The sequence below is a fragment of the Pseudomonas sp. MF08875 genome, assembly GCF_059862525.1.
The window spans coordinates 118,576-143,592 of record NZ_JCBCUW010000001.1; the positions used below are offsets into that span (position 1 = coordinate 118,576).

16 protein-coding genes are annotated in these 25,017 nt (G+C 61.6%); 8 read left to right on the top strand and 8 right to left on the bottom strand.

Annotation, left to right across the window (positions count from 1 at the left end):
- Positions 1-50 precede the first annotated feature (50 nt).
- Together AC19YT_RS00590 and AC19YT_RS00595 are read left to right on the top strand one after the other, a co-directional pair.
- Positions 51-5,135: a dermonecrotic toxin domain-containing protein gene (locus AC19YT_RS00590; RefSeq protein ID WP_500609542.1), complete on the top strand. Its 5,085-nt coding sequence runs from the start codon at positions 51-53 to the stop codon at positions 5,133-5,135.
- A 98-nt stretch (positions 5,136-5,233) separates the two neighbouring features.
- A complete protein-coding gene (locus AC19YT_RS00595) occupies positions 5,234-11,146 on the top strand; it encodes a dermonecrotic toxin domain-containing protein (RefSeq protein ID WP_500609543.1) in 5,913 nt (1,970 codons plus the stop codon).
- Between the two features lie 91 nt (positions 11,147-11,237).
- Here AC19YT_RS00595 and argR read toward each other — a convergent pair whose 3' ends face one another.
- From argR to AC19YT_RS00625, 6 genes are all read right to left on the bottom strand, one after another.
- Positions 11,238-12,218 carry a transcriptional regulator ArgR gene (argR, locus tag AC19YT_RS00600; RefSeq protein ID WP_095108162.1) on the bottom strand — a complete coding sequence of 327 codons (981 nt, stop codon included), beginning with the start codon at positions 12,216-12,218 and terminating at the stop codon, positions 11,238-11,240.
- A 102-nt stretch (positions 12,219-12,320) separates the two neighbouring features.
- Positions 12,321-13,085, bottom strand: a complete 765-nt coding sequence (locus AC19YT_RS00605; RefSeq protein WP_095108161.1) for an ABC transporter ATP-binding protein — start codon at positions 13,083-13,085, stop codon at positions 12,321-12,323.
- 27 nt (positions 13,086-13,112) lie between these two features.
- Positions 13,113-14,225 (bottom strand): succinylglutamate desuccinylase/aspartoacylase family protein, encoded by a 1,113-nt coding sequence (locus AC19YT_RS00610; protein WP_500609544.1) that lies wholly within the window; start codon positions 14,223-14,225, stop codon positions 13,113-13,115.
- A gap of 2 nt (positions 14,226-14,227) precedes the next feature.
- Entirely contained in the window at positions 14,228-14,926 is a 699-nt protein-coding gene (locus AC19YT_RS00615; RefSeq protein ID WP_095108159.1) for an ABC transporter permease, read from the bottom strand.
- Positions 14,923-15,612, bottom strand: coding sequence for an ABC transporter permease (locus AC19YT_RS00620; RefSeq protein WP_095108158.1), 690 nt, complete (start codon positions 15,610-15,612; stop codon positions 14,923-14,925). The genes AC19YT_RS00615 and AC19YT_RS00620 overlap by 4 nt, the downstream gene beginning before the upstream one ends.
- A gap of 91 nt (positions 15,613-15,703) precedes the next feature.
- Positions 15,704-16,486 (bottom strand): ABC transporter substrate-binding protein, encoded by a 783-nt coding sequence (locus tag AC19YT_RS00625; RefSeq protein WP_500609545.1) that lies wholly within the window; start codon positions 16,484-16,486, stop codon positions 15,704-15,706.
- 134 nt (positions 16,487-16,620) lie between these two features.
- On the opposite strand from AC19YT_RS00625, the gene AC19YT_RS00630 reads away from it, so the two are divergent.
- A complete protein-coding gene (locus AC19YT_RS00630) occupies positions 16,621-17,070 on the top strand; it encodes a hypothetical protein (protein ID WP_141233955.1) in 450 nt (149 codons plus the stop codon).
- Between the two features lie 11 nt (positions 17,071-17,081).
- Here the strand turns inward: AC19YT_RS00630 and acs are convergent, their stop codons facing one another.
- Positions 17,082-19,037, bottom strand: a complete 1,956-nt coding sequence (gene acs, locus AC19YT_RS00635) for an acetate--CoA ligase (RefSeq protein WP_095108156.1) — start codon at positions 19,035-19,037, stop codon at positions 17,082-17,084.
- Between the two features lie 415 nt (positions 19,038-19,452).
- Between acs and AC19YT_RS00640 the strand changes: the two genes are divergently transcribed.
- The 5 genes from AC19YT_RS00640 (at position 19,453) to AC19YT_RS00660 (ending at position 24,502) form a co-directional block, all read left to right on the top strand.
- Positions 19,453-19,716, top strand: coding sequence for a DUF2790 domain-containing protein (locus AC19YT_RS00640; protein ID WP_095108155.1), 264 nt, complete (start codon positions 19,453-19,455; stop codon positions 19,714-19,716).
- A 704-nt stretch (positions 19,717-20,420) separates the two neighbouring features.
- Positions 20,421-21,668, top strand: coding sequence for a ribonucleotide-diphosphate reductase subunit beta (locus AC19YT_RS00645; RefSeq protein WP_095108154.1), 1,248 nt, complete (start codon positions 20,421-20,423; stop codon positions 21,666-21,668).
- 197 nt (positions 21,669-21,865) lie between these two features.
- On the top strand, positions 21,866-22,792 hold the full coding sequence (locus tag AC19YT_RS00650) for a hypothetical protein (protein WP_500609546.1): 927 nt from the start codon (positions 21,866-21,868) through the stop codon (positions 22,790-22,792).
- Between the two features lie 108 nt (positions 22,793-22,900).
- Positions 22,901-23,218: a helix-turn-helix domain-containing protein gene (locus AC19YT_RS00655; RefSeq protein ID WP_095108152.1), complete on the top strand. Its 318-nt coding sequence runs from the start codon at positions 22,901-22,903 to the stop codon at positions 23,216-23,218.
- 192 nt (positions 23,219-23,410) lie between these two features.
- The gene (locus tag AC19YT_RS00660) at positions 23,411-24,502 is read left to right on the top strand and encodes a diguanylate cyclase (protein ID WP_500609547.1); all 1,092 of its coding nucleotides are present in this window, start codon (positions 23,411-23,413) and stop codon (positions 24,500-24,502) included.
- On the opposite strand, the gene AC19YT_RS00665 is transcribed toward AC19YT_RS00660, so the two are convergent.
- A complete protein-coding gene (locus AC19YT_RS00665) occupies positions 24,462-24,797 on the bottom strand; it encodes a DUF2025 family protein (RefSeq protein WP_095108150.1) in 336 nt (111 codons plus the stop codon). The genes AC19YT_RS00660 and AC19YT_RS00665 overlap by 41 nt on opposite strands.
- Positions 24,798-25,017: the final 220 nt, after the last annotated feature.

The window sequence follows — 25,017 nt, forward strand, 5'->3', positions numbered from 1 at the left end:
TAGCGCTTTGCTTTCCTAGTCGCCCCTCCAGGCACGACAAGGATTGAACAATGCCTCACCCACACACACCGGACCTCGGGACCAGCGCCCCGCCCCTGCACGCGCCATCCCACTACCACTTACTACTGGATGCGGTGCCCGACTGGCTGCGCAATGCCCCGCCGGCCCGGCGCCAGGCCTTGGCCCGTGCCCGCACGCAGGTGCCGCCCTGGCACGCCAGCGCAACGCCTGACCAACACCAGCAGTTGCAGCAACTCAACAACGCCCACTGGAGCGCGCAAAACCAGGTCGACGAACTACTGGCCCAAGTACAGGACATCAACGCCTTCGCCGAACCCCTGCTCATCGCCGCGCTCAAGGCCCAGCACGGGCTGGATCTGGACGTTCGCCGCACCTTCTTGCAACTGTACATTCCGGCGACCGCCGAGCCCTTCCCCATCCCAACCGGCGCCACGCGTACCTGGACGGTGTCACTGCTGGCGGCGGCCCTGCATAACTTTGAAGCCGACGAAGCCGAGGAAGACGCGTTCGACGCCCACTCCGACTACATCAGTGAGCCCGACCGGCTCAACCAGTACGACATTCTCCCAGGCATCAAGCAGCGCCTGCCGATCGCCGCGTTCGTCCGCCTGTGCAGGGCGCTGGACATTGGTCAGCGTTACCAGGCCTACCTGGAACGCCAGCTGGGCGTGACCGATGCGACGCTGGACGCCACCCTGCGCGCCAGCGTCGGCCGTAGCCAGAAAGCCGCACTAAAGGCCGCGCTGCACCTGGCACGGATGCAAAACGAAATCAGCCAGGACAGTTTTCACGCCCTGCGCCGCTACCTCGACGGCCAGCCGGACGTCACCCTCGATGGTCAGCCTCTGTGCCATCACGACCTGGCGATCATGTCCAGCAGGTTGACCGGGATCGTGCTGTTCGGTGCCGATTTTGAACAGCACGATCAAGTGCTCAAAATCGTGGCCTACGTTCCCGACGACCCGGCGCACCCGCTCCGCGAATATGAGTCCGCAGCGGCGTTCACCGAAGAACTGGTTCGCCAACTACGTGAGCCCGACTATCAGCATTTTTTCAGCCGTTTCGTCGCCCAGCAGGACCGCCCGCCGTTCTTTGCGGGCCTGCAACAGCGCCTGAGCCGGGTCACCTGGCATCGCCATGTGCCCGGCAGCCCACTGCCCTCGTGGCGCGCCGAACCCATTGAGCGGCCGAACCTGCAACTGTCGGCCCTCGCCGTGCGCGAAGACCTGTGGCTGCACCTGCATCACAGCAAGCTGGACAAGATCCTCAACGACGCCCGCGTACTCGCCGTGCCCACTGCAACCGTCGACAGCCAAGTGCGCTGGGCCTTGTGGGACACCTTCACGAAAATTGCCAGTTCGGTGCTCAACGCAGCCTCGATGCTGCTGGCACCGTTCGTGCCACTCCTTGGCGAGGTGATGCTCGCCTACATGGCTTATCAGTTGCTGGATGACACCTTCGAATCTGTCGTCGACTGGGCCGAGGGCCAGAGGCAGCAGGCGTTCGAGCATCTCATGGAGGTGGTGGAGTCCATCATCCAGCTTGGCACCCTGAGCGTAGGCGGGGCGGTTGCCGCCGACGCCTTTCGCGACGCCCTGCCGGCACCAGTGCAGGCCTTTATCGACCGGCTCAAGACAGTAACCGCCAGCGACGGCAAGCTGCGCTACTGGCAGCCCGACCTCGCCCCCTATGAAACCGCCCTGCGCCCCACCCCCGGTGCCCGGGCCGACAGCCTCGGGCTGCACGCGGCCGAGGGCAAGCAACTGCTGACCCTTGAGGGCAAAACCTACGCGGTGACGCATGACCCGCTGACCGGCGAGCACCGCATCACGCACCCGCAACGCCCCCACGGCTACCGCCCCAAACTGCGCCATTACGCCCAAGGGGCCTGGCAAACCGAGCTGGACCAGCCCCTGGAATGGGACAGAGGCACGGTGCTGCGGCGCATGGGCCTCAACGCCGCGCGCCTGACCGCCAGCGAAAGCGAAGAACTGCTGCGCTTTAGCGGCTATCACGAAGACGTGCTGCGCAAGATGCACGTTGAGCACGAGCCGGCCCCGCCCCTGCTCGCCGACATGCTCACGCGCCTTAACATCGACAAGGACATCCAGGCGCTGATCGAGCAGCTCAAGAGCGACGACCCCGCGCTCTATCACCAGGCCGACATCCAGTCCCAACTGCACCTGATGACCAACTACGGCTTGTGGCCCGAGTCCAAGGCGCTGCGCGTGGTGGACACCGACGGCAATAGCCTGTGGACTTTCAATGCCGATCGCGGGTTGCCGGTCATCCAGGTCAGCACTGAACACTTCAACAACGGCCACTTCCTGCAAGCGGTTCTGAGCGCGCTGGATGACACTCAAATCAAAGCGTTGTTCGGCGAAAACTTCGGCGCCCCCACCCTCAGCCTCCAGGCCCGCACGCGTCAGTTGCGCAAGGCCCTGGCACAGACCGCCGAGAACAAACGCGCCTCAATTTTTGAAGCACGCTACCGGGGCGTGGAGCATTCCACCGACCCACGGGTGCAGACCCTGGTCGCCGCCGCACCCGGCCTGCCCACCGCCGTCGCCGAGGAACTGCTGCACAACGCCAGCGCCGCGCAACTGACCGAGCTGGACCAAGGCCGCTTACCCGCCTCCTGGAGCGAAGCGAGCCGTGCAGCCCTGTTGCAGGTTCGCGTGTCGCGCGCCTACGAGGGGTTGTACCTCAAGTCATTCGAGAACACCGACAGCCATCGCCTTGCACTGCATTCGTTGCCTAACCTGCCCGGGTGGCTGGCCGACACCAGCATCAGCGTGCGCGATTATTCATTCGACGGCGCCCTGAGCGATCGTATCGGCCCCCCTCAGGCCAGTGTCCAGAAGGTTTTGGTGCGCCTGGACGATGGCCGCTACCAGGCTTACGACGACCGGGGCCAGACCCTGCACGCCGCCAGCGAGTTCCACGATGCGATCTTGCAAGCCTTGCCGGACGAGCACCGCCGCGCCCTGGACCTGCACATCGGCCAGGGCGAGCGTCTGCGCCAGAGCTTGCGCGACCATGCGCTGGATCGCGAAAACCTGGGCCAGTTGCTGGAGCAGCAGCCCATCCGCAAACCCGCATACGACCCGGACTTGATGCGCCTACCCGGTGGCATGGAAGGCTACGGCCAACTGAGCGTTGGCTACACGGCCTTGCAAATGCGAGCCAAACGGTTGTTCCCCAGTTTCGGCCGCCAGCGTACTCAGGCCTTCTTGCATGCCCTGCAATCCACCTCGGCCGGCGCCCTGGCCAGCCTGGATCGCCTAGAGCAGGAGTTTGCCGAACTCACCGCAACGCTGGCCAAGTGGGTTGTCACCCCTCCCCAAAAACACCCCATCACCGCCGAGCTCATCAGCGACAGCGAACGGGTGCTGCAACAACTCACCCGACGCCGCTTCATGGCCAAGGTCAAAGCCTCCTGGCGGCAAAACGTCCAGCATGAGTTCCTCCACGACCAACAGCACTTGGAGCTGCGTTTTTCGGAGGACCTCATCGGCGAATTGCCGCAACTCCCCTGCGACTTCAGCCACCTCACGGTGCTGGCGCTCAAAGGCAACAATGCCACGCTGGGGGCCCATGGGTTACTGCTGCGGTTCCCCAACCTGCATCGCCTGGAGCTCGATAGCATTGCGCTGGGCACTCTGCCCGGCGCACTCGGGCACATGCCCCAGCTCAAGGAGTTGCTGCTGACCCATTGCCAACTGCAACTGACCACCGCCACCCGCGGGCAACTGGCGACCCTGACAGGGCTGGAGATCCTGGATCTGTTCGGCAACCCGCTTGAACTGTCCCCCGATGTCAGCGCCATGGACAACCTCCAGTACCTGGATCTAAACCGTACGCACATCCGCGAACTGCCCAACGGTTTGCTTAGCCGGACACGGCTGATTAGCGCACGGCTTCGCAACAACAACCTGCAGCAGTTGCCGCCTGCGCTGTTCAGCAACCACCTGACGTTCGCCGATGAACTGGAGTTGGGCAACAACCCTTACCCCGAAGCCGTGCGCCAGCGTATCCGCGCACACTTTCAAGCCACCGGGCACAATTTCGGGGTCGAGGCCGCGATGCCCGATATACAACGAGTTCAAGCGCTTTACCCCAAGTTCACCCAGAACGACGCCAGCCGCTTCTTCTATCGCCTGCCCGGCGACACTCAAGGAGCCCGCCAGGCATTGACAGCCCTAGAGGCCGAGTTCGAAAAACTGGGGGACGACTTGCAAGCCTGGACCGTCGCGGTGCCCGGCGACCATTTGGTCCTTGGGCGGGCGTTGAGCGCCACGGAAGTTGCCCAACAACAGGCCCTGCGCCTGGAGTTTTCTAATCAGCTCAAAATATGCTGGCGGCGCCTGAGCGAGCGTGACAGCGAGGACACAGACCTCCTGGTACCCGGCCACATGCTCTCCGCCAGTCTATCGATCATGGGCGAACTGCCCGCACTCACGGCGGACTTCAGCCACGTCACCTACCTCTCGTTGCACAGTAATGGCCTGCTGCTGGAAGTCGATCGCTTCCTGGCCCTCTTTCCCAACCTGGACAACCTGTACCTACACAACCTCCAACTGGACGTGGTACCGAGCGCCGTTTCAAGGCTGGGCAACCTCGTGGCCCTGGACATCGTGCATTGCTCCCTGCGGCTTACGCCACAAACTGCCGGTTGGCTAGCCGAGCTTGAACAGTTGGAGTACCTGGACCTGAGCCACAACCGCCTCGGCCAAACGCTGGACGTGAGCAAAATGAGCGCACTGATAGAGCTGTCGCTGCAAAACACTGGCACCACCGAAATCCCCAAGGGCCTGCTGACCATCGAGGGCTTGCAGAAAGCTGACTTGAGCAACAACAACATCAGCGAAATCCCTGACGACCTCTTCGAAATACCCGCCCAGGTCAGCGAGAACTTTGACTTGCGCCGCAACCCTCTGTCCGAACAGAGCCTGACACGGCTCAAGCACTACTACCGCCAGACCGGCGTGCAGTTGAACGTCAACCTGAGCAACCCGATGGAAATCAACCTGGGCACCGAACAGTTCCCCAACTACGGCGACCCCACGGCCGGCGTCATCGTCGACCCGGTCGTACAGCCGATCGAGGAATAGGTTTTTAGCGGCAAGCGGCGAGCTTCAAGCGGCAAGACATCACGGATGAGCCTGCCGCTTGCCACTCCCCATATTCATTACCTGACAAGGACGACCTCATGTCTCTTCCCCCCCTTCCCCCCGTGCGCTTTCGCGACCTGCACCGCGAGATTCTTCAGAACGCCATTCCCCAATGGCTGGGCGAGGCCTCAGCGCATAAGCAGGCCGCGCTCAAAGCCGCGCCAGTGGTTATTGCCGACTGGTACGCCAGTGCCTCGGGCGAGCAGCATCGGCAACTCAAACCCTTGATCGCCCAGGCCTGGACCACACAGAACCTGGTCGACAAGGCCCTGCAAGACCTGCAAAGCCCCGAGGACTTCGCCAGCGAGCGCCTGCAACTGGCCCTGAAAAGTCGCTTCGGTATCGAGCAGGATGTGGCGACCATTTACCTGCGCCTCTACGTGGCGGCGCCGCTTTCTGCCTTCTCGATCGCCGCCAACGCCAGCCGAGTGCGCACCCTGTCATTGCGCGATGCGGCGCTGCACAACTTCGAGCAGGCCGAGACCCTGGCCGATGCCTACGACCCCAACTCCCGGTTCATCAGCCGCCCCGACGCCAACGGCCTGTTCGAGAGCCTCTCGGCCATCAATGCGCGGCTCAGTGTGCCAACCTTCGCCCGCCTGTGCCGGGAGCTGGACATCGGCGCCCAGTACCAGCGCTACCTCAAGCAATACCTGGGGCTGGATAACCCCGTGGCCGACGCGCGCCTACGCGGCAAAGTGCGCGACAGCCAAGTGGCGGCCCTGAAGGTCGCCCTGCAGATGGCACTGATGAAAAACGACATTCCTGCCAGCACCTATTCATCGCTGCACTTCTTGCTCGACGGCACGCCCCCTCTGGAAGCAGGCTGCGAACCCCTGTTGTGCCACGACCTGTACCTGATGTCGGCGAGGATGACCGGCATCGTGCTGTTCGCCCCGGACCTTGAGCACAGCCGGGGCGTAGCGCCGGTGATCGCCTACATCCCTGAAGACCCTCAGCACCCGCTCAAGCACTACCCGTCCAGCGCCGACTTCATGCAAGACCTGCTCGCCCGCTTGCGCACACCGCAGTACCAGAGGTTTTTCAGCCGTTTTGTGGAGCATTCGATACGCCCACATTTTTTTGCCGACCTCAACAACCGTCTCAGCGCCATCACCTGGCATCCCCATTCCCCGGGCGACCCGCTGCCGACATGGCGCGAAGAACCTATCGAGCGCCCCAACCTGCAACTGAGGGCCGTGAAGTTCGACGACGAGTTGTTCAAGCATCTGTATGAGGCTCAGTTCAATGCCCTGATAAACGACGCCCAGAGCATCGCCGTCGCCACCGCCCGCGCTGACCAGCAGGCACGCTGGCGGCGCTGGGACGCTGTGACGAAAATCGCCAGCGGCCTGTTGGAGGTCGCCGCGTTCATCGCGACGCCCTTTGTCCCACCCATGGGCCTGTTGATGCTCGGCTACAGCGCCTACCAACTGCTGGACGAGACCATCGAAGGCATTGTCGACTGGGCCGAAGGCCAACGCAGCAAAGCCTTCGAACACCTGATGTCGATCGCCGAGCAACTGGTTCAGCTCGGCTTGTTCGCCACAGGCCTGCCCCTGGCCGAAGACGTGTTGCGCAAGACGCTCTCGCCCCAGCTGTGGGCGTTTTTCGACCGACTCAAACCGGTCACCTCGACAGACGGCAAGACCCGTTTGTGGCAACCGGACCTCAGCCCTTACGCCCATGACCTGCAACTGGCCAAGCACTCGCGCCCCGACACCCAGGGCCTGCACACCTTGCGCGGGCAACAGGTGCTGCCCCTGGCCGGCAAGCACTATGTGGTCGCACCGGACCCGGCCAGCGCCCGTCCGCACCTGCTCCACCCCTTGCGCCCCGAAGCCTACCGCCCCCTCGCCCGCGGCAACGGTGAAGGCGCCTGGTTGGGCACCGAGGAAAACCCACTGGCGTGGAATGACAGCACCCTGATGCGGCGCCTGGGCTACCACGCGGACGGCTTGAGCGACAGCCAACTGGCGCAAGTGCGCCACATCAGCGCCACCGACGCCGATGCACTGCGCAAACTGCACCTCAATCAAGAGCCAATGCCGCCGCTGCTCAAAGACAGCCACAAGCGTTTTGTGATCGACCAGGCCCTGGGGGAATTCATCGCCCAGCTCAACAGCGACGACCCGGCGGTGTATGCCTTAGCCGATAAACAGACCCAGGTCATGCTGCTCAGCCACTATGGCCTGCTGCCGCGCAGCAAGACCCTGCGCTTTCTCGACGGCCAGGGAAAAACCGCCTGGGAATTGGCCGGCGACCCGGACGCCAGCGTGGTACAGATCCACGAGGCTCAGTTGGACAATGGCGAGTTTTTGTCCACCGTCCTGCAAAGCCTGAGCGAACCGGAGCGCAAGGTGCTGCTGGAAGAGGAATTCGGCTACCCAGCCACCTCGCTGCAAGCGCGCACGCAAAAGCTACGCAAGCGGCTCGCCAGCCTGGCCCAGGGCAAACGGACATCGCTGTTCGATTCACGTTACCGCACCCAGGAATACACCCAGGACCCCAGGCTGACGACCCTTATCGACACCACACCGGGCCTGCCCCTAAGCGCCGCCGAGGAGCTGCTGAGTAACGCCAGCGCCGCTGACCTCAAGCAAATCGACGCCGGGCGCGTGCCCACGCACCTGGTCGAACTCGCCCGCTGGGCACGCCTTGAAGTACGCATCAGCCGCGCCTACGAGGGGCTCTACCTGGCGAGTGTGGACAACCCCGACACCGATAGGCTGGCGCTGCATTCTCTGCAGCAACTGCCGGGCTGGCCCACAGATGTGTGCATTCAAGTCAAGCAATACTCGGCCGGCGGCCGCAACCGCGAGATCATCGGCAATCCTTACGGGGCCGTGCAGCGGCTGTTGATCGCCACCGAGGACGGCCACTACATCCCAGCCGACGCCAAGGGCCCGCTGTTTGGCCAGACCGACCTGTACACCGCAATTCTCCAGGCCTTGCCCGATGCCGCGCGTGATGCCCTGAAAATCCACATCGCCCAAGGCCCGCAGCTCAAGCAGGGCATCATCCGACACGCCATCGACCGTACGCGCCTGCGCGCCCTGCTGGCCGCAGAACCGGTGCGCAAGCCGACCTATGACCCACGCCTCATGCGCCTGCCCGGCGGAATGGAAGGTTACCGTGCCGCACCTACGCCAGGGCCAAGCCAAGGCCCGTCCCTGGAGCAGCAAGTGCATCAGTTGTTCCCGGCCTGGTCCCCGGAACAGATCCGCGACCTAAGCGTCAATTTGCGCCGCGTACCCGGCGGAGCTCAGTCGGCACTGGCCAGCCTGCAACACGAATACCTGACCCTGGATCAGGACATTGCCGTGTGGGAAAACAACGTGCGCCGCCCCTCCCTCGGCCCCAACCTGCAACTGCGCCAACAGCAACATGCCTACGAACGCCAGACCCGCCGGCTCTGGGGCCAGGAGCTGCGGCGCGCCTGGCGCCATGAAACCGCGCTCGACGACTACTACGAACCGCCCACGCGCAATGGCCGCACCCTGCACCTGGGGACTTCGCTGGAAAGTGAGTTGCCGCTGCTCAGCGTAAGGTTCGAGTACATCTCGCACTTGACCCTGGAAGGCAACAACCTGCCTCTGGGCAACCTCAATGCCTTCTTGCAGGGGTTTCCACGGCTGCGCTTTTTGGCCATCCGCAGCATTCCCCTGGGCGAGCTGCCGCCCGCAGTCTTCGACATGACCACCCTCAACGAGCTGGTGCTCAGTGAGTGCAACATCACCCTCACCGCCGACAGCCAGCGCCGACTGACGGCCATGCCGCGCCTGAAAACCCTGGACCTGTTCAGCAACCCCTTACACCTGACCCCTAGCGTGGAAAACATGCCAGACCTGGAATACATCGACCTGGAGGGCACCAGCATTGCCCAGTTCCCGCCCGGCCTGAGCAACCGCCCGCACCTGCAAACAGCAATCCTCTCCAACAACCGGATCGAAGAGTTGCCCGCCGCACTGTTCGACCTGCCAGCGCGTACCAGCGAGCGCTTCGACCTGGGCAACAACCCGCTGTCGCGTGCGACGCTGGAACAAGTCAAAGCCTACTGCCATCGAACCGGCCAATACTGGGAAGCCGACGCCCCCGCCGCCGACCGAGCCCAGGTCCAGGCCCTGTATCCCACCTTCGGCCATCAGGACATCAACCGTTTTATCTACAGCCTGCCCGGTAACCTGGAAATGGGGACCATCGAGCTGGCGCGCCTGGAGGTGGAGTACGCACAACTGGAAAACGACTTGAGCCCCTGGATCAGCGACCCGAACGCCAGCGAGGCAACACGCACCGCGCGGTTGGCCTTCAAGAACGAACTCCAGGCCTGCTGGCGCCGAGAAACCGCGCTGGACCCCGACAGCCTGGGCTCTCCCCCCACCCACGAGTTGGCCCTCGACCTCTCGGCCACGGGCCCATTGCCCGAACTGCACGCCGCCTTGGGGCACGTTTCGACGTTGACGCTCAAAGGCGATGGCGCCGCCGTGCAGATCGCCAACCTGCTCGGCAACTTCACCGCCCTGGAGCGCCTGAACACGGAAAACCTGTTGCTGGGGAGCATCCCGCCCAGTGTTTTCCAACTGTCACGGTTACGGGGGCTGAGCCTGAACAAGGGCGCCATAGAACTGACTGCGCAATCGGTGCAAGCCCTGGCCGGGTTGCCGCATCTGCAACGCCTGCATCTGGACGACAACCCCATTGGCCTGCTGCCGGATGTGGCGCGCATGCCTCATCTGATCGAGCTCTCCCTGCAAAATACCGGGCTCAACGAGATCAGCACCACGCTGCAAGACGCCCTGCCCAGGTTGACCCTGAAGATGAACCGCAACGCCATCACCCAAGTGCCCGACGAGCTCTTTGCCATGCCCGCCGCTGCCACCCAAGGGCTGGACCTTAGCGCCAACCCCTTGTCAGCAGCGACCCTGGAGAAGATAAAAAGCTACTGCCAGGCCAACCGCGTACACCTGGGGGCCGACGCCCCGCCCCAGGACCAAGCGCGCGCCCGCATGCTCTACCCCACGCTCGCGGACGACGACATCAACGGCGTGCTTTTCCAACTGCCGGGTACCCTGGACGACATCTCCCTGCACCTGACGCGCCTGGAAACCGAAGCACAAACGCTCGACGCCGATCTTTCGCAATGGGCGCTGGACGTACCGTTGCAGCACCCTCTGCACGGCACCCCACTGGACGAACAGAGCCGCGCCGCGGAACAAGTCCGGCGCCTGTCTTTTAAGGCACAATTGCAGCGTTGCTGGCACCGCGAACCGCCCCAGGACGCCATGAACCCCCAGCGACTGTTGATCGACACCCACGTCATGGGCGACCTGCCACAGGTAGGCGCCCGTTTCGAGGCCATCACCGAGCTGGAGTTGGTGGGGGACAAATCCGGGATGGACGTCAGTGCGTTTCTCAAGTCTTTCCCGCACCTCAACAGCTTGAGCATCAGCGGCTACGCCCTGCGCGATGTGCCGCAAGTGGTGCTGAACACACCGAGGCTGATCGTCCTGGGCCTGGATGACTGCGATGTCCACCTCAGCGCCTCAAGCGCCGATGCGTTAAGCGGCATGAGCAACCTGGAGTTCCTCGACCTGGAGGAAAACCCGCTGGGCCGCACCCCCGACCTGAGCCATATGCACAAGCTCACCACCCTCTACCTCGGCCACACGGGCCTGACCGAAGTCCCGCCGGGGCTGTTCAGCCTTAGCCAGTTGAGAGCCTTGAACCTGCGCAACAACCTGATCCGCGAGATTCCCTCCGACATCCTAGAACTGCCTACGCCGCTGGACGATGACTCCGACCTGAGCGGCAACCCGCTGTCGGAGCAAAGCCTGGAGTATTTGCGCCAGTACTATGTGCTGACCGGCAACAGCCTGAATGTGGAAGAAGCGACGGTGGCGGCCGATGGCACCCCACTGACGCCGCAACCGATGAGGCCGTCAGAGGCTTGAGGCGCGAGGGCCTTACAACCCAGCAGGCACCGAGTTTGCTCGCGATAACGATATTGGGGCGGCCATCGCTGGCAAGCCAGGCTCGGTAGCCTTAACCCCGCTCCGAAGGCACCGAAGACAGCTCAAAAGGGCTGCTGCTACGCCGCTGGTTGCGGTCTTCCCGGGGCGTAGCGCCGAAGAAGTTGCGGTAGGCGCTGGAGAAGTGCGGCCCCGAGGAGAAGCCGCAGGACAGGCCGATCTGGATGATCGACTTACTGGTCTGCATCAACATCTGCCGGGCCTTGTTCAGGCGCAGTTCCAGGTAGTACTGGCTCGGCACTCGGTTGAGGTATTGCTTGAAGATGCGCTCCAACTGGCGCCGCGACACGCACACATGCTGGGCGATTTCGTCGGTGGTAAGCGGCTCCTCAATGTTGGCTTCCATCAGCAAAACCGCCTGGGTCAGCTTCGGATGGCTGGAGCCGAGGCGGTTCTGCAAGGGGATGCGCTGGCGCTCGCCACCTTCACGGATACGTTCGACCACCAATTCTTCCGACACCGCCCCGGCCAACTCCGCGCCGTGGTCGCGGGCCAGCACCGCCAGCAGCAGGTCGAGCACCGACAAGCCGCCACACGCGGTCAGGCGATCGCGATCCCAGTCGAACAAATGGCTGGTGGCAATGACCTTGGGATAACGCTCGGCAAAGTCGTCCTGCCAGCGCCAGTGCACGGCGGCACGGTAGCCGTCGAGCAGGCCCAGTTGCGCCAGGGGATAGACACCGGCAGAGAGACCGCCGATCACACACCCGGCACGCACCAGTTGCTTGAGCGCGCCGCTGAGCGCAGGCACCAGGGCGGCGGGCGGTTCGTCGGCCAACAGAAACAGCTTGTGCAAGCCTTCGAGCTTGCCGGCCCAGGGCTCGCCCGGCAGTTGCCAGGCACCTTCGCCGGGGGCTTCGGCCTGCAAGAACGACAATTGGTAAACCACATCCGGGTGCACCCGCTGAGCAACGCGCAAGGCCTCCTCGGCCAGCGCCAGCGTCAAGGCTTTAGTGCTGGGCCAAATCAGGAAACCAATTCGATGGGCAGTCATGGCGGGCAATCCGAAACGAAAACAGGGTTAAAACGGCGACCCAACCAGGCCAGTGGCCGCGCGCTGCGCAGCATGACCTAATTGGGTGCACAACAGGAACTATTACTTCAGGCTGCCCGAAAGGAACTGTTGCAGACGCTCCGATTGCGGGTTGACCAACACTTCGCGCGGGTCGCCGGTTTCTTCCACCAGGCCTTTGTGCAGGAAGATCAACTGGTTAGACACTTCCCGGGCAAAGCCCATTTCGTGGGTCACCACCACCATGGTGCGGCCTTCCTGGGCCAGGGCCTGCATGACCTTGAGCACATCGCCCACCAGCTCCGGGTCCAGGGCCGAGGTCGGTTCGTCGAACAGCATCACCTCAGGCTCCATCGCCAACGCCCGGGCAATCGCCACACGTTGCTGCTCGCCGCCGGACATATGGCCCGGGTAGGCGTCCTTGCGGTGGGCCACGCCGACCTTGTTCAGGTAGTGCTCGGCTTTTTCCCGGGCCTCGGCCTTGGACACGCCCAACACATGCACCGGCGCTTCCATGATGTTTTCGATGGCGGTCATGTGGGACCACAGGTTGAAGTGCTGGAACACCATCGACAGGCGCGAACGCATGCGCTGCAACTGCTTGGGGTCGGCGGCCTTGAGTGCACCGTCCTTGTTGGCCACCAGTTTGAGCTCTTCGTTATTGAGCAGGATCTTGCCCGCGTGGGGCTGCTCCAACAGGTTGATACAGCGCAAAAAGGTACTTTTGCCGGAGCCACTGGAACCGATGATGCTAATCACATCGCCGGCGGCGGCTTTCAGGGACACGCCCTTGAGCACTTCGTGACTGCCGTAGCGTTTATGCAGGTCTTGGACTTCAAGTTTGTACATGCGGTCGGTTCTCACAAAAACAGTCAGTCAGTCGTTGAGCAAGCGCCCGTGGCGCAGCGCTTCGCGCCCCGCCACCTTGGCCAGCCATAAACCGGGTTGGGCATAACGTTGCCGTTCAACGGCGAACAACACGCCGGATGTGCCGGCGCACACGGTGCTGACCCGATCGGCCAGCGGGTCGATGACCTCGAAAATCTCATCGCCCACCTCGACCCACTCCCCAGGCCGGCGCAGGTAACTCACCACACCCGGGTGCGGGGCGAACAGCAATTGGGTGCCTTCAAAGGGCATGCCTTCGCAGTGCGGGTGGGCGGCGGCAGGCCACTGGCCGCCAATCAAGCCTTGTTCGGCGAGAAATGCCAGGATGCCCTCGGCATGGGCGCAAGCCTGCTCGCGGGTGGTGTCGGCCTGGCCGCCCAGCTCCACCGTAGTGGCTAGGCACGCCAGGGGAATCTGCGCTTCAGGGAAGCGCCGCGACAAGCGCAGCCACGGCAGCGAGCAGGCTTCATCGAAGGAATTACCGCCCGAATCCTCGGCCAACAAGCCGACTTTTACCCCCAGGTGCGCGGACAAGGAACGCCACTGCGGCCAATGCTGGGGCAAGGCGTACATATGCAGCGCAGCTTCGGCGTCGCAATGCAGGTCGAGCACCACGTCGGCGCTACAGGCGTGGGTCAGCAGCAGGCGTTGCATGCCCTGCAACTGCGTCGCCGCCGGCGGCAGCGCCGCCAGGCTATCGAGCATGGCCTGGCGGATCAGCCGCACGTTGGCATGGGGGTCATCGCCCAGGTGCCCGTCGAGCTGTTGCGCCACCGGCTCGCTCAACTCGGCGAAATCACGGTTGAAGTTCTTGCCGCTGCCGGCCTCGAAACGGCCCTGGTGGTTGTGGAGCAGCAGTTGCCCCAGGCCCAGCGGGTTGGCCACCGGCACCAGTTCGATGACGCCGTTGAGCAGGCCTTGGGCCTCCAGCTCGCCGAGGCGTTTTTTCAACTCCCACGCGGTGCGCATGCCCGGCAGTTCATCGGCGTGCAAACTGGCCTGGATGTAGGCCTTGCGCTCGCCCTGGCCGAAACGGAACACCGACAGGCTGCGCTCGCTGCCCAAGTGGCTCCAGGGCAATGGATGATCGATACGTTCCATGGTCAGGCCTTACGTGGGGCCATGTAGCCCAGCCAGCGGTGCTCGGCCAGTTTGAACAGGCGCACCAGGATGAAGGTCAGGCACAGGTAGAACACGCCAGCGGTGATGTAGGCCTCGAACGGCAGGTAATACTGGGCGTTGACCGTACGCGCCGCACCGGTGATGTCAATCAGGGTCACGATGGAGGCCAGGCTGGTGGTCTGCAGCATCATGATGACTTCGTTGCTGTACTGCGGCAGTGCCCGGCGCAGGGCCGACGGCAGCAGGATGCGGCGGTACAGCTTGTAGCGCGACATGCCCATGGCCTTGGCCGCTTCGATCTCGCCATTGGGCGTGGCCCGCAGGCTGCCGGCGATGATTTCGGCGGTGTAGGCGCTGGTGTTGATGGCGAAGGCCAGGCACGCACAGAAGGTCGCGCTCGACAGCCAGGGCCAGAGGAAACTCTCGCGCACCGCCTCGAACTGGGCCAGGCCGTAGTAGATCAGGAACAGCTGCACCAACATCGGCGTGCCGCGGATCACGTAGGTGAAGAGCCACGCCGTCATGTTCACCACCGGCTGCTTGGAGACGCGCATCAAGCCCAGGGGCAAGGCGGCCAGCAAGCCGAAGAACAGCGAAATGCCCAGCAGTTTCAAGGTGGTCAGCAGCCCGCCCAGGTACAGCGGCAGTGCCTCCCAGATGACGTTGTAGTCGAAGATCATAGATCAGCCGCCCTTACGCCTACCGAGTAGCGCTTCTCAAGGTGACGCAATGCCAGCAGCGAGACACTGGTAATCACCAGGTACATGGCCGCCACTGCAAGGAAGAAGGTGAACGGCTCGCGGGTGGCATCTGCCGCCTGCTTGGCCTTGAACATCATGTCTTGCAGGCCCACCACGGAAATCAGCGCGGTGGCCTTGGTCAGCACCAGCCAGTTGTTGGTGAAACCGGGGATCGCCAGGCGAATCATCTGCGGCACCATGACCCGGAAAAACACCTGCAGGCTGCTCATACCGTACGCCAGGCCCGCTTCGGCCTGCCCCTTGGGGATCGCCATAAAGGCACCACGAAAGGTTTCCGACAGGTACGCACCAAAGATGAAACCCAGGGTGCCGATACCGGCGGCCAACGGATTGAGGTCGATGTAGTCGTCAAAACCCAGCAGCGGCGCCACGCGGTTGAGCAGGTCCTGGCCGCCGTAGAAGATCAGCAGGATCAGTACCAGGTCGGGAATGCCGCGGATCACGGTGGAATACAGGTCGCCCAGCCAGGCCAGCCAGCGCACGGGCGACAGGCGTAGCGAGACCCCGATCAGCCCCAGAACAATGGCCAGAACCATGGATGACAAGGCGAGCTGAAGCGTCAACCATGCGCCATCGAGGATGACAGCCCCGTAGCCTTTCAACATGATTCAGGTCCTCGGAAGTTGGGATGAAAAAATGGCGCAAACCTCAGAAATCCTGTTGCTTGCGCCATTTAGGACTTGTCGCTGCGACGGTTTACTTGCCGTAAATGTCGAAATCGAAGTACTTGTCCTGGACTTGCTTGTATTTGCCGTTCTCGCGAATGGCCAGGATGGCGGCGCTGATCTTGTCTTTCAGTGCGTCACCCTTGCGGACCGCGATGCCAATGCCGTCGCCGAAGTACTTGGCGTCGGTGAAGGCCGGGCCCACGAAGGCGAAGCCCTTGCCAGCGTCGGTTTTCAGGAAGCCGTCGCTGAGCAAGGTGGCGTCGGCCACGGTGCCGTCGAGGCGGCCGGCGGCCACGTCCAGGTAGATTTCGTTCTGGGTGCCGTAGGGAACGATGGTGGCGCCTTTAGGGGCCAGCACTTCCTTGGCGAAACGGTCGTGGATCGAACCGCGCTGCACGCCGATCTTCTTGCCGCTCAGTTCAGTCAAGGCGTCGCTGAGCTCAGCGCCTTCCTTCATCACCAGACGCGCCGGGGTGTTGTAGTACTTGCCGGTGAAGTCCACGGATTTCTTGCGGTCGTCAGTGATGGACATGGACGACAGGATGGCGTCGATCTTGCGCACCTTGAGGGCGGGGATCAGGCCGTCGAATTCCTGCTCGACCCAGACGCACTTGACCTTCATTTCTTCGCACAGCGCATTGCCGATGTCGTAGTCGAAACCGACGATGCTGCCATCCGGCGCTTTGGAGGCGAACGGCGGGTAAGCCGCTTCGATGCCGATTTTCACAGGCTTTTCATCGGCAAAAGTCGGCAGGGACAGCACGGACAGCACGGACAGTGCCAGTGCGCCAAGAAGCACGAGTTTCTTCATCTTAGGACTCCATCGGTAAAGGGCGAAAACGGCAAAGTGAGCGATAGCCCAAATATGCGAATGGGTGGAACCTGAAAAGCGCTGCTGCGGCGTAGGACGCTTGAGTCACATTAAACCCAAGCAACGGCGAGCGAGTGATCGGCATTCTAACGACAGGTACTCAGCCGATATTTCTTCAATGCGACAACAATTTACAGAAGCACCGAGAAAACTGGCCAAGCTCATTGACAGCTCTTTTGTTTTGTGCAAGAGCAAAAGATATTGAACCGATCTATGCTGCAAATAGCGGGCCTATTATTCGCAAACCCTTCTATTCCGGCAAGCGCAGCGTTTCATCTTATTTCCCGGCCCGCCGGAATCGGGCTTTTTCGGTGCAAGATGTGTCAGTTCGCCCCGTATTTGGGCGCAGGGTTACACATCCGACTTCAGCGGTAACGATAGGAATCATCCTACCCATAAAACAGATATTTATTGGCTATAGCACCAAGAAGCCCTACACCAAACGTAAGAGTCGTCACGCAAAACCAAAAAACGCATCCACAAAAAAGCCCCGCCCGGGGCTAAACCGGGAGGGGCTCGGGTGACCGTGGCGCGCTTATGCGACGTTCATGGTCTTGTGGGTGTCGATCAGGTGTTGCACCACGCCCGGGTCAGCCAGGGTGGAGATATCCCCCAGGCCGTCGTACTCGGCGGTGGCAATCTTGCGCAGGATGCGCCGCATGATTTTCCCCGAACGGGTTTTCGGCAGGCCGGGCGCCCACTGGATCACGTCCGGTGAGGCAATCGGGCCGATTTCCTTACGCACCCAGTTTTTCAATTCCAGGCGCAGCGCTTCGCTCGGCTCTTCGCCACCATTGAGGGTGACGTAGACGTAAATGCCCTGCCCCTTGATGTCGTGCGGTACACCCACCACGGCGGCTTCGGCGACTTTCGGGTGCGCAACCATCGCACTCTCGATCTCCGCGGTACCCATGCGGTGGCCGGATACGTTAAGCACGTCATCCACGCGACCGGTGATCCAGTAGTAGCCATCTTCGTCGCGACGGGCACCGTCGCCGGTGAAATACATGCCACGGAAGGTCTTGAAGTAGGTGTCAACGAAACGGTCATGGTCGCGGTACAGGGTCCGTGCCTGGCCTGGCCACGAATCGAGGATCACCAGGTTGCCCTCGGCGGCGCCCTCGATGATGTTGCCCAGGTTATCCACCAGCGCCGGCACCACGCCGAAGAACGGACGGGCCGCAGAACCTGGCTTGAGGGCATGGGCACCCGGCAGCGGGCTCATCAGGGTGGCGCCAGTCTCGGTCTGCCACCAGGTATCGACAATCGGGCAGCGCGACTGGCCGACGTTCTTGTAGTACCAGTCCCAGGCTTCCGGGTTGATCGGCTCGCCCACCGAACCCAGTAGGCGCAGGCTGCTGCCATCGACACCTTCGATTGCCGCTTGGCCGGAGGCCATCATGGCGCGGATTGCGGTCGGCGCGGTGTAGAGCACGTTGACTTTATGTTTATCGACAATCTTGCCGACGCGAGTGATATCCGGGTAGTTCGGCACGCCCTCGAACAGCACGGTGGTCGCGCCGTTGGCCAACGGGCCGTAGACGATGTAGGTGTGGCCAGTGACCCAACCGACGTCGGCGGTGCACCAGTAGACCTCGCCGGCGCGGTAGTCGAACACGCGCTCGTGGGTCAGGGCCGCGTAAAGCAGGTAGCCGGCGGTGGTGTGCTGCACGCCCTTGGGCTTACCGGTGGAACCGGAGGTGTAAAGGATGAACAGCGCCTCTTCAGCGCCCATTTCCTTCGGCGCGCACACGCTGCCCGCCACTTTCATCAGGTCTTCGTACCAGATGTCGCGATGCTGGTTCCACTTGATGTCACCGGCGGTGCGCTTGCACACGATGACTTTCTGGATGCTGCTGGTTTCCGGGTTGGTCAGCGCGTCATCGACGTTGCTCTTGAGCGGGATCTTCTTGCCGGCACGGATGCCTTCGTCGGCGGTAATCACCACTTTGGATTTGCAGTCGATGATCCGCCCGGCCAGGGCTTCGGGCGAGAAGCCACCGAACACCACCGAGTGGATCGCACCGATACGCGCGCAGGCCAGCATGGCGACCACGGCTTCGGGAATCATCGGCATATAGATGGTCACCACGTCGCCGCGGTGCACGTCCTGGCCACGCAGGGCGTTGGCGAACTTGCAGACTTCTTCGTGCAGTTCGCGGTAGGTGATTTCGCGGTGTTCGGAAGGGTCATCGCCCTCCCAGATGATCGCCAACTGATCGCCGCGTTCGGCGAGGTGGCGGTCCAGGCAGTTGTAGGAAACGTTCAGGGTGCCGTCGGCAAACCATTTGATGTCCACGTGGTGGTCATCGAAGGAAGTCTGTTTCACCGTGGTGAAAGGTTTGATCCAGTCGAGGCGCTTGGCCTGCTCGCGCCAGAAGCCGTCCGGGTTGACCACCGACTGCTGGTACATGGCCTTGTAGGTCGCCTCATCAGTCAGCGTATTGGCCGCAACCTCGGGACGAACGGGATACAGGGAAGCCGCACTCATCTTTCTTACCTCGGTGACATAGTTGTTTTTGTATGACCCTGTTTTAGCCGGCCCAGCCCTATAGAACCATTCGACGATGGTAGTAACAAACCCCTACAAAACGCTCTAACAAGCCGCCAGAGGCTCAAGCCCGCGGCTTCTGGCCCCCTGTATTTAGCTTGGATTTACCGCAGCATGCGCCCGCTGGGCGGTTTTTCCGGGGATTGTTACAAAATCTGTCAAAAGTCTTTATCAAAAGCACGGCTATATGAATGCCAGGCGCACGCCTAAAATCAGCCTCGCCAACCCGGCAACGTGATTAACCCAGTTGCAGCCCCCACGAAGGCAGTTAATCCAAATACTTTTTACTTAAGTTCCACACGCAACCCGCAAAAGGTTGCGTGACCCCACTCGACCCAAGAAAGGTAAACCTGAAATGAAAGCGTTATTAGTTCTGGCCCTCAGCAGTCTTTGCGCTACCGCCATGGCTGACGAGACACCAACGCAAGTTGGCAGCCAGGAAGTTCCAGTAGTGGAATACACTTACTCCACCCATCTGGATATCGCCAAAGTTCTTTCAATGAGTGAAATACCGAATGTCTGCGAAGTTGTACCGGCCCGCATGGAATATGAAGATTCCAAAGGCCAGCGGCACATCCTGCAATACAGCGTCATGGGCAACGGTTGCTCTAACGGTTAACGGTTCCCGTCAGGCATGGCGCCCCTTATCGCCACCTTTGCCTGCCACTGCGGCCATCACCCCCGTACAGGGATGACCGACCGCAACCTGACAGCCCGATTTCGGTCGGGCTCAGTTGTGTTTCAAACCGCACCCAGGCGCCAAAAAACACAAGATGTAGTGAAAAACCGGTTTTTTGGTTGTTTTTTGCACAAAAAACACCTCGCACAATTTCATCCAAAAACTGAACACAATTGGCCCGCCAAATCCCCCTCGTCGCTCTGTAAGTCACGTCCTACCTGACTTCCCGCGTTTTGCCGCACAACCGCCCCGCCATCGGCACCCAGCCGGCTTGAAAAACCCGTAAAAAAAAACTTCAGCGGGCAAAGCCCCATAAACCCTTGCCCCCGCGGGAAAACGCCGTCCGCCGAGGTCTGCCTGAGTGATTTCGCCGCAGCACAGCGACGAAAAAGTCCCTATAATGCGGCCTAAATCGGGCCTGCAATATTCCCTTACAGGCGTCCGGCGCCAACGCAGAAGCGACCTTTGTCACCTGCGCCCATCAAGGCCCCGGAATACCCGTACAACATCTTGTTTTCTTGCCTGCGTTAGCTGATGCAAAAAACGATTCCTTAAGATCCAACGCGGCCCGTTAGGCCGTGTGAAAAACCAACCTCAACAGTTTTCACACGGGCATCTGGCCCTCACGCAGGAGACGACACGTCATGCTGAGCTGGGACGAATTTGACAAAGAAGACGGCGAAGTAGTCGCCAAGGGCGCCAACGCCGGCCACGCCGCCGAAGCCACCATGGACCGCCTCGACAGCGCCGGCGGTGCCGCAGCCCTCCAGGCCCGTGCCGTGACCGCCAACGACTCCGCTGCGATCATCCGTGCCAAAACCGCCCTGGACAACCTCGACATCGCCGAAGGCCTGGCTGAACTCGAAGGCGCTTCCGCCCGCGTGGCCGTCGACGAAAAACGCATGATTAACTGCCGCGCCGACCTCAACCAACTGGTGCCCTTCAAATACGATTGGGCCTGGCAGAAGTACCTGGACGGCTGCGCGAACCACTGGATGCCGCAAGAAGTCAACATGACCGCCGACATCGCCCTCTGGAAAGACCCCGAAGGCCTGACCGACGACGAGCGCCGCATCGTGATGCGCAACCTGGGCTTCTTCTCCACCGCCGACTCCCTGGTTGCCAACAACCTGGTACTGGCCGTGTACCGCCTCATCACCAACCCCGAATGCCGCCAGTACATCCTGCGCCAGGCCTTCGAAGAGGCGATCCACACCCACGCCTACCAGTACTGCATCGAATCGCTGGCCATGGATGAAGGCGAGATCTTCAACATGTACCACGAGATCCCATCGGTGGCGAAGAAGGCTGCCTGGGGCCTCAAATACACCCGTTCGATCTCCGATCCGAAGTTCGAAACCGGCACTGTCGATACCGACAAGGAGCTGCTGCGCAACCTGGTCGCCTACTACTGCGTCCTGGAAGGCATCTTCTTCTACTGCGGCTTTACCCAGATCCTGTCCATGGGCCGTCGCAACAAAATGACCGGCGTCGCCGAGCAGTTCCAGTACATCCTGCGCGACGAGTCCATGCACCTGAACTTCGGCATCGACGTCATCAACCAGATCAAGCTGGAAAACCCACAGCTGTGGGATGCCGAGATGAAAGAAGAGGCCACGCAGATGATCCTGCAAGGCACCCAACTGGAAATCGAATACGCTCGCGACACCATGCCACGCGGCGTGCTGGGCATGAACGCGGCCATGATGGAGGACTACCTCAAGTTCATCGCCAACCGTCGCCTGTCGCAGATCGGTTTGAAAGAAGAATATCCAAACACCACCAACCCGTTCCCATGGATGAGCGAAATCATGGACTTGAAGAAAGAGAAGAACTTCTTCGAGACGCGGGTAACCGAGTATCAAACAGGCGGCGCACTGAGTTGGGATTGATTTCACAACTCACCAGGCACTACCGGGCCAACTAAGCCGGTAACGCAAGTTGTATAAAAGCCTCGCACTCGTGCGGGGCTTTTTTTATACCTGGGCAAAACCTGTAGCTGTTATCCAGGCAACTTGTGGAGTTGCACCGCCGCCAATGGCCGGCGACTATAGCGCCCACCTCATTCCCCCCACAGGACCCCGCGCCCATGAAATTCGATAAAGCGTATTGCCTGAGCCTGGCGGACAAGTTGTCGATCTACGACGTGCGGGAGCTGAATTTCGACGAAACCCTGGCTTTCGACTCCACCCACGAACACTTCCTGTGCCCGGACGATGCCTGCCGCGCCGCGTTCCCCCAAAGCAACGTGCTCGGCACCTTCAACGCGCGCAACGTCAACTATGTGCGCACACCCCACTTCAAGAACCTGCCCGCCACCCTGCACCGCGAAGGCTGCCCCTACGGCCAGCGCAAAAACAGCGCAGCAGAGGAAGAAAACCGCGAGGAGCATTTCCCCTCAGAGCTGCTGCTGACCCGGCGCCAGTATTCGCTCCCACCCACGCCGGCCAATCCGCCCGCCGCACTCCCACCACCACCGCGGCCTGCCGAGCCGCAGGAACGCAGCCCCGCGCCTGATAAAACCAGCGTGTTTGCCCACCCGGTGGAATGCTTTGTGTCGAACATCGGCGACAAGGATTTACTCAAGCGCATGCCCTTGAAGATCGGTGAGCAAACGGCCACTTATTGGACATTCTTCAAGAAGGTCGAATACCTGCAAGACAATAAGGGCTTGATCTACTGGGGCCGGATCAAAGAGATCAAGGACTACACCAGCAGTTTTCGCATCGACTTTGAAAAAAAGGTCTGGGCCGACAAGAAGCCCCACTCGGTGAACATCTACCTGAGCAAACGGCTGATCGAGGGTTACCGCAAACGCAAAGCGTTCCTCGAAGAGATCAAGTACGCCATCGACAGCCAGCGCGAACTGTATTGCTTCTTCTACGGGGTCACTCCGCAACTCAAGCAAGTGCCCAGCAAAAAGAACCCGCAACAAACCTTCGCCGTGTTCAGCGCCGACATCGACAACCTGGACCATTTGATTATCCGCGAGGTGCCCGGCCTGGAGCGGTCCTGAGGGCAGGGCCGATACGCATCAAAAAATCCGTTTGATCCGCTGGCGAAACAACTGTACAAAAACACAGTTGTTTTTTGGTATCGTCTCGCTCGCCATCCGGAGAAAACCATGGCCTCTCTCGCAATGAAAACCACCCTTGAACGCATGGCCCTTTACCAGTTCACCCCACTCCACTGTGTGCAAGCGCGGGAACTGCTGGGCTGGAGCCCGGAGCAGTTATCGCAACGCTCGGGGGTTTCAGTCGCCGCCATCAACCGCTATGAGGCCCAGGGCCAGGTGCTGGATGTCACCCGCCTGGCCCTGGCCTTTTGCCTTGAAACCGAAGGCCTGGTGTTCTTTCCCGGGTTCGCTCCGGGCCGGGGCATGAACATCCAAGGCTCCACGCCCAACCCCATCGGGCGCCCCGACTACGCCTTGATCGAGTGACCCCGCGCCGCCGGTGCTTGCTCTGCCAGCGTGTGCCCCTCTACCTAGCGGCATATCGCCACTAAATGGCTTGGAAGGACACTGATTATTCAGGTTGGAATAAATGACAATGCTCGCCCGTTTTATCCGATAAACGGCGAGCCGCCCCACAACACTCCAACCTGTGCAGAAAACGCTTTGGTGCAAAGACCTATGGAAAAACAACGAGGCAAGGGGCTGTCATTTGCCCGGCGCATCTACATGCCCAGGACGGTAGGCCTAGGCATCGGCAGCCTCAGTGTCGGCGCCGCGCTCTACCCGTTGCAGGTGCCTGCGTGGGTCTGGGCGCTGTTGTTGTTCCAGGGGTTTGCTTGGCCGCACCTGGCGTACCAGTTGTCGGCACGCTCGCACTTTCCCTACCAGGCCGAACGCCGCAACCTGCTCTACGACTCCCTGAGCGGCGGTTTCTGGGTGGCGGCCATGCAGTTCAACCCGCTGCCCAGCATCACCATCCTGTCGATGATGACCATGAACAACGTTGCCGCAGGAGGCCTGCGCCTGCTCGTGCGGGGCACTGCGGCCCAGGTGGTGGGGATACTGGTGGCCTGGGGGCTACTGGGCTTGGGGTTCACCACGCAAGCCAGTTCCGCACAGGTCTATGCCTGCATCCCGATGCTGACCCTCTACCCCATCGCCCTGGGCATGGTCTGCTATCGCCTAGCGATCAAGCTGTCGGAGCACAAGCGCGCCCTCAGCGCCCTGAGCCGTACCGACAGCCTGACCGGCCTGCTCAACCACGGTTCCTGGAAAGACCTCTTGCACCTCAAGTTCCACCAGTGCCAGCAGCAAGGCTGTCACGCCACCGTCGCTCTGATCGACATCGATCACTTCAAGGCGATCAATGACCACCACGGCCATATCGTCGGCGATAGCGTACTGCGCCAATTGAGCGCCGAACTCAAGCTCAACCTGCGCGAGCATGACCTGAGCGGGCGTTACGGGGGTGACGAGTTCTGCGTGATCCTGCCCGACACCACTGACGCAGCGGCTGCCGAGGTCATGGAGCGCCTGCGCGAGGTACTCAGCCACTACCGCAATGCCGCGATGCCCGACTTACGCGTCAGCCTGAGCATCGGCCTGGCCGCTTACACCCCTGGCTTTCGCGATGCAGCGACCTGGCTCGATGCCGCGGACAAGGCGCTGTACGCCGCCAAGAGAGGGGGCCGCAACCGCATCGACATTGCCGCCCACCCCGCCCCGCCCGTCAGCCCAGGCTCGGTTGCACCAGGCTGCGCAACGCCGTGATTTGCGGGACGTCCTGGCGGCGCATGTACACGCGCAAAGGCTCGGTGATGTTGATGCGATCGTCGATGTTCTGGTCCAGCAACAGTTGAATCTGCTCGCGCTTGAGGGTCATGGTCTGGCCCTCCAGTACCTCCCAGACGAACTCGCTGGCGGGGATGATGGCGTCGTCGGCGACGTCCATGCCGAAGGAATCTTCGCTAAAGCGCACGATGTAGCGCCCAGTCTTGCGATTCAGGCCGACAAAACCGTTGAGCTGGTCGGCGGCCTGGCAGATAAGTTCGGAAGTGATACGCATGGTAAACCTCACTACGGGTCCCGCAGGACAGGTGATCGATGGTTTACACGCAGGGCAGGGCTTGGGTTTCCCTCTGACGGGGAAACTGGTGGGCGAAGATTACTGCAAAGCGCGCCACAAAGGCGCTGAAAAAACCACAAGGGCCGCTTTATGTCGGTATCGCGATAGCAGCCTGGCGCCTCAGTTGTTAAAAGAGAGACCTTGGCCAGGTGCCGGGCAG

Excerpts from the sequence above, each read along its gene's own strand:
- AC19YT_RS00590 (WP_500609542.1), top strand. The coding sequence starts at position 51 with ATGCCTCACCCACACACACCGGACCTCGGGACCAGCGCCCCGCCCCTG.
- AC19YT_RS00595 (WP_500609543.1), top strand. The coding sequence starts at position 5,234 with ATGTCTCTTCCCCCCCTTCCCCCCGTGCGCTTTCGCGACCTGCACCGC.
- argR (WP_095108162.1), bottom strand. The coding sequence starts at position 12,218 with ATGACTGCCCATCGAATTGGTTTCCTGATTTGGCCCAGCACTAAAGCC.
- AC19YT_RS00605 (WP_095108161.1), bottom strand. The coding sequence starts at position 13,085 with ATGTACAAACTTGAAGTCCAAGACCTGCATAAACGCTACGGCAGTCAC.
- AC19YT_RS00610 (WP_500609544.1), bottom strand. The coding sequence starts at position 14,225 with ATGGAACGTATCGATCATCCATTGCCCTGGAGCCACTTGGGCAGCGAG.
- AC19YT_RS00615 (WP_095108159.1), bottom strand. The coding sequence starts at position 14,926 with ATGATCTTCGACTACAACGTCATCTGGGAGGCACTGCCGCTGTACCTG.
- AC19YT_RS00620 (WP_095108158.1), bottom strand. The coding sequence starts at position 15,612 with ATGTTGAAAGGCTACGGGGCTGTCATCCTCGATGGCGCATGGTTGACG.
- AC19YT_RS00625 (WP_500609545.1), bottom strand. The coding sequence starts at position 16,486 with ATGAAGAAACTCGTGCTTCTTGGCGCACTGGCACTGTCCGTGCTGTCC.
- acs (WP_095108156.1), bottom strand. The coding sequence starts at position 19,037 with ATGAGTGCGGCTTCCCTGTATCCCGTTCGTCCCGAGGTTGCGGCCAAT.
- AC19YT_RS00640 (WP_095108155.1), top strand. The coding sequence starts at position 19,453 with ATGAAAGCGTTATTAGTTCTGGCCCTCAGCAGTCTTTGCGCTACCGCC.
- AC19YT_RS00645 (WP_095108154.1), top strand. The coding sequence starts at position 20,421 with ATGCTGAGCTGGGACGAATTTGACAAAGAAGACGGCGAAGTAGTCGCC.
- AC19YT_RS00650 (WP_500609546.1), top strand. The coding sequence starts at position 21,866 with ATGAAATTCGATAAAGCGTATTGCCTGAGCCTGGCGGACAAGTTGTCG.
- AC19YT_RS00655 (WP_095108152.1), top strand. The coding sequence starts at position 22,901 with ATGGCCTCTCTCGCAATGAAAACCACCCTTGAACGCATGGCCCTTTAC.
- AC19YT_RS00660 (WP_500609547.1), top strand. The coding sequence starts at position 23,411 with ATGGAAAAACAACGAGGCAAGGGGCTGTCATTTGCCCGGCGCATCTAC.
- AC19YT_RS00665 (WP_095108150.1), bottom strand. The coding sequence starts at position 24,797 with ATGCGTATCACTTCCGAACTTATCTGCCAGGCCGCCGACCAGCTCAAC.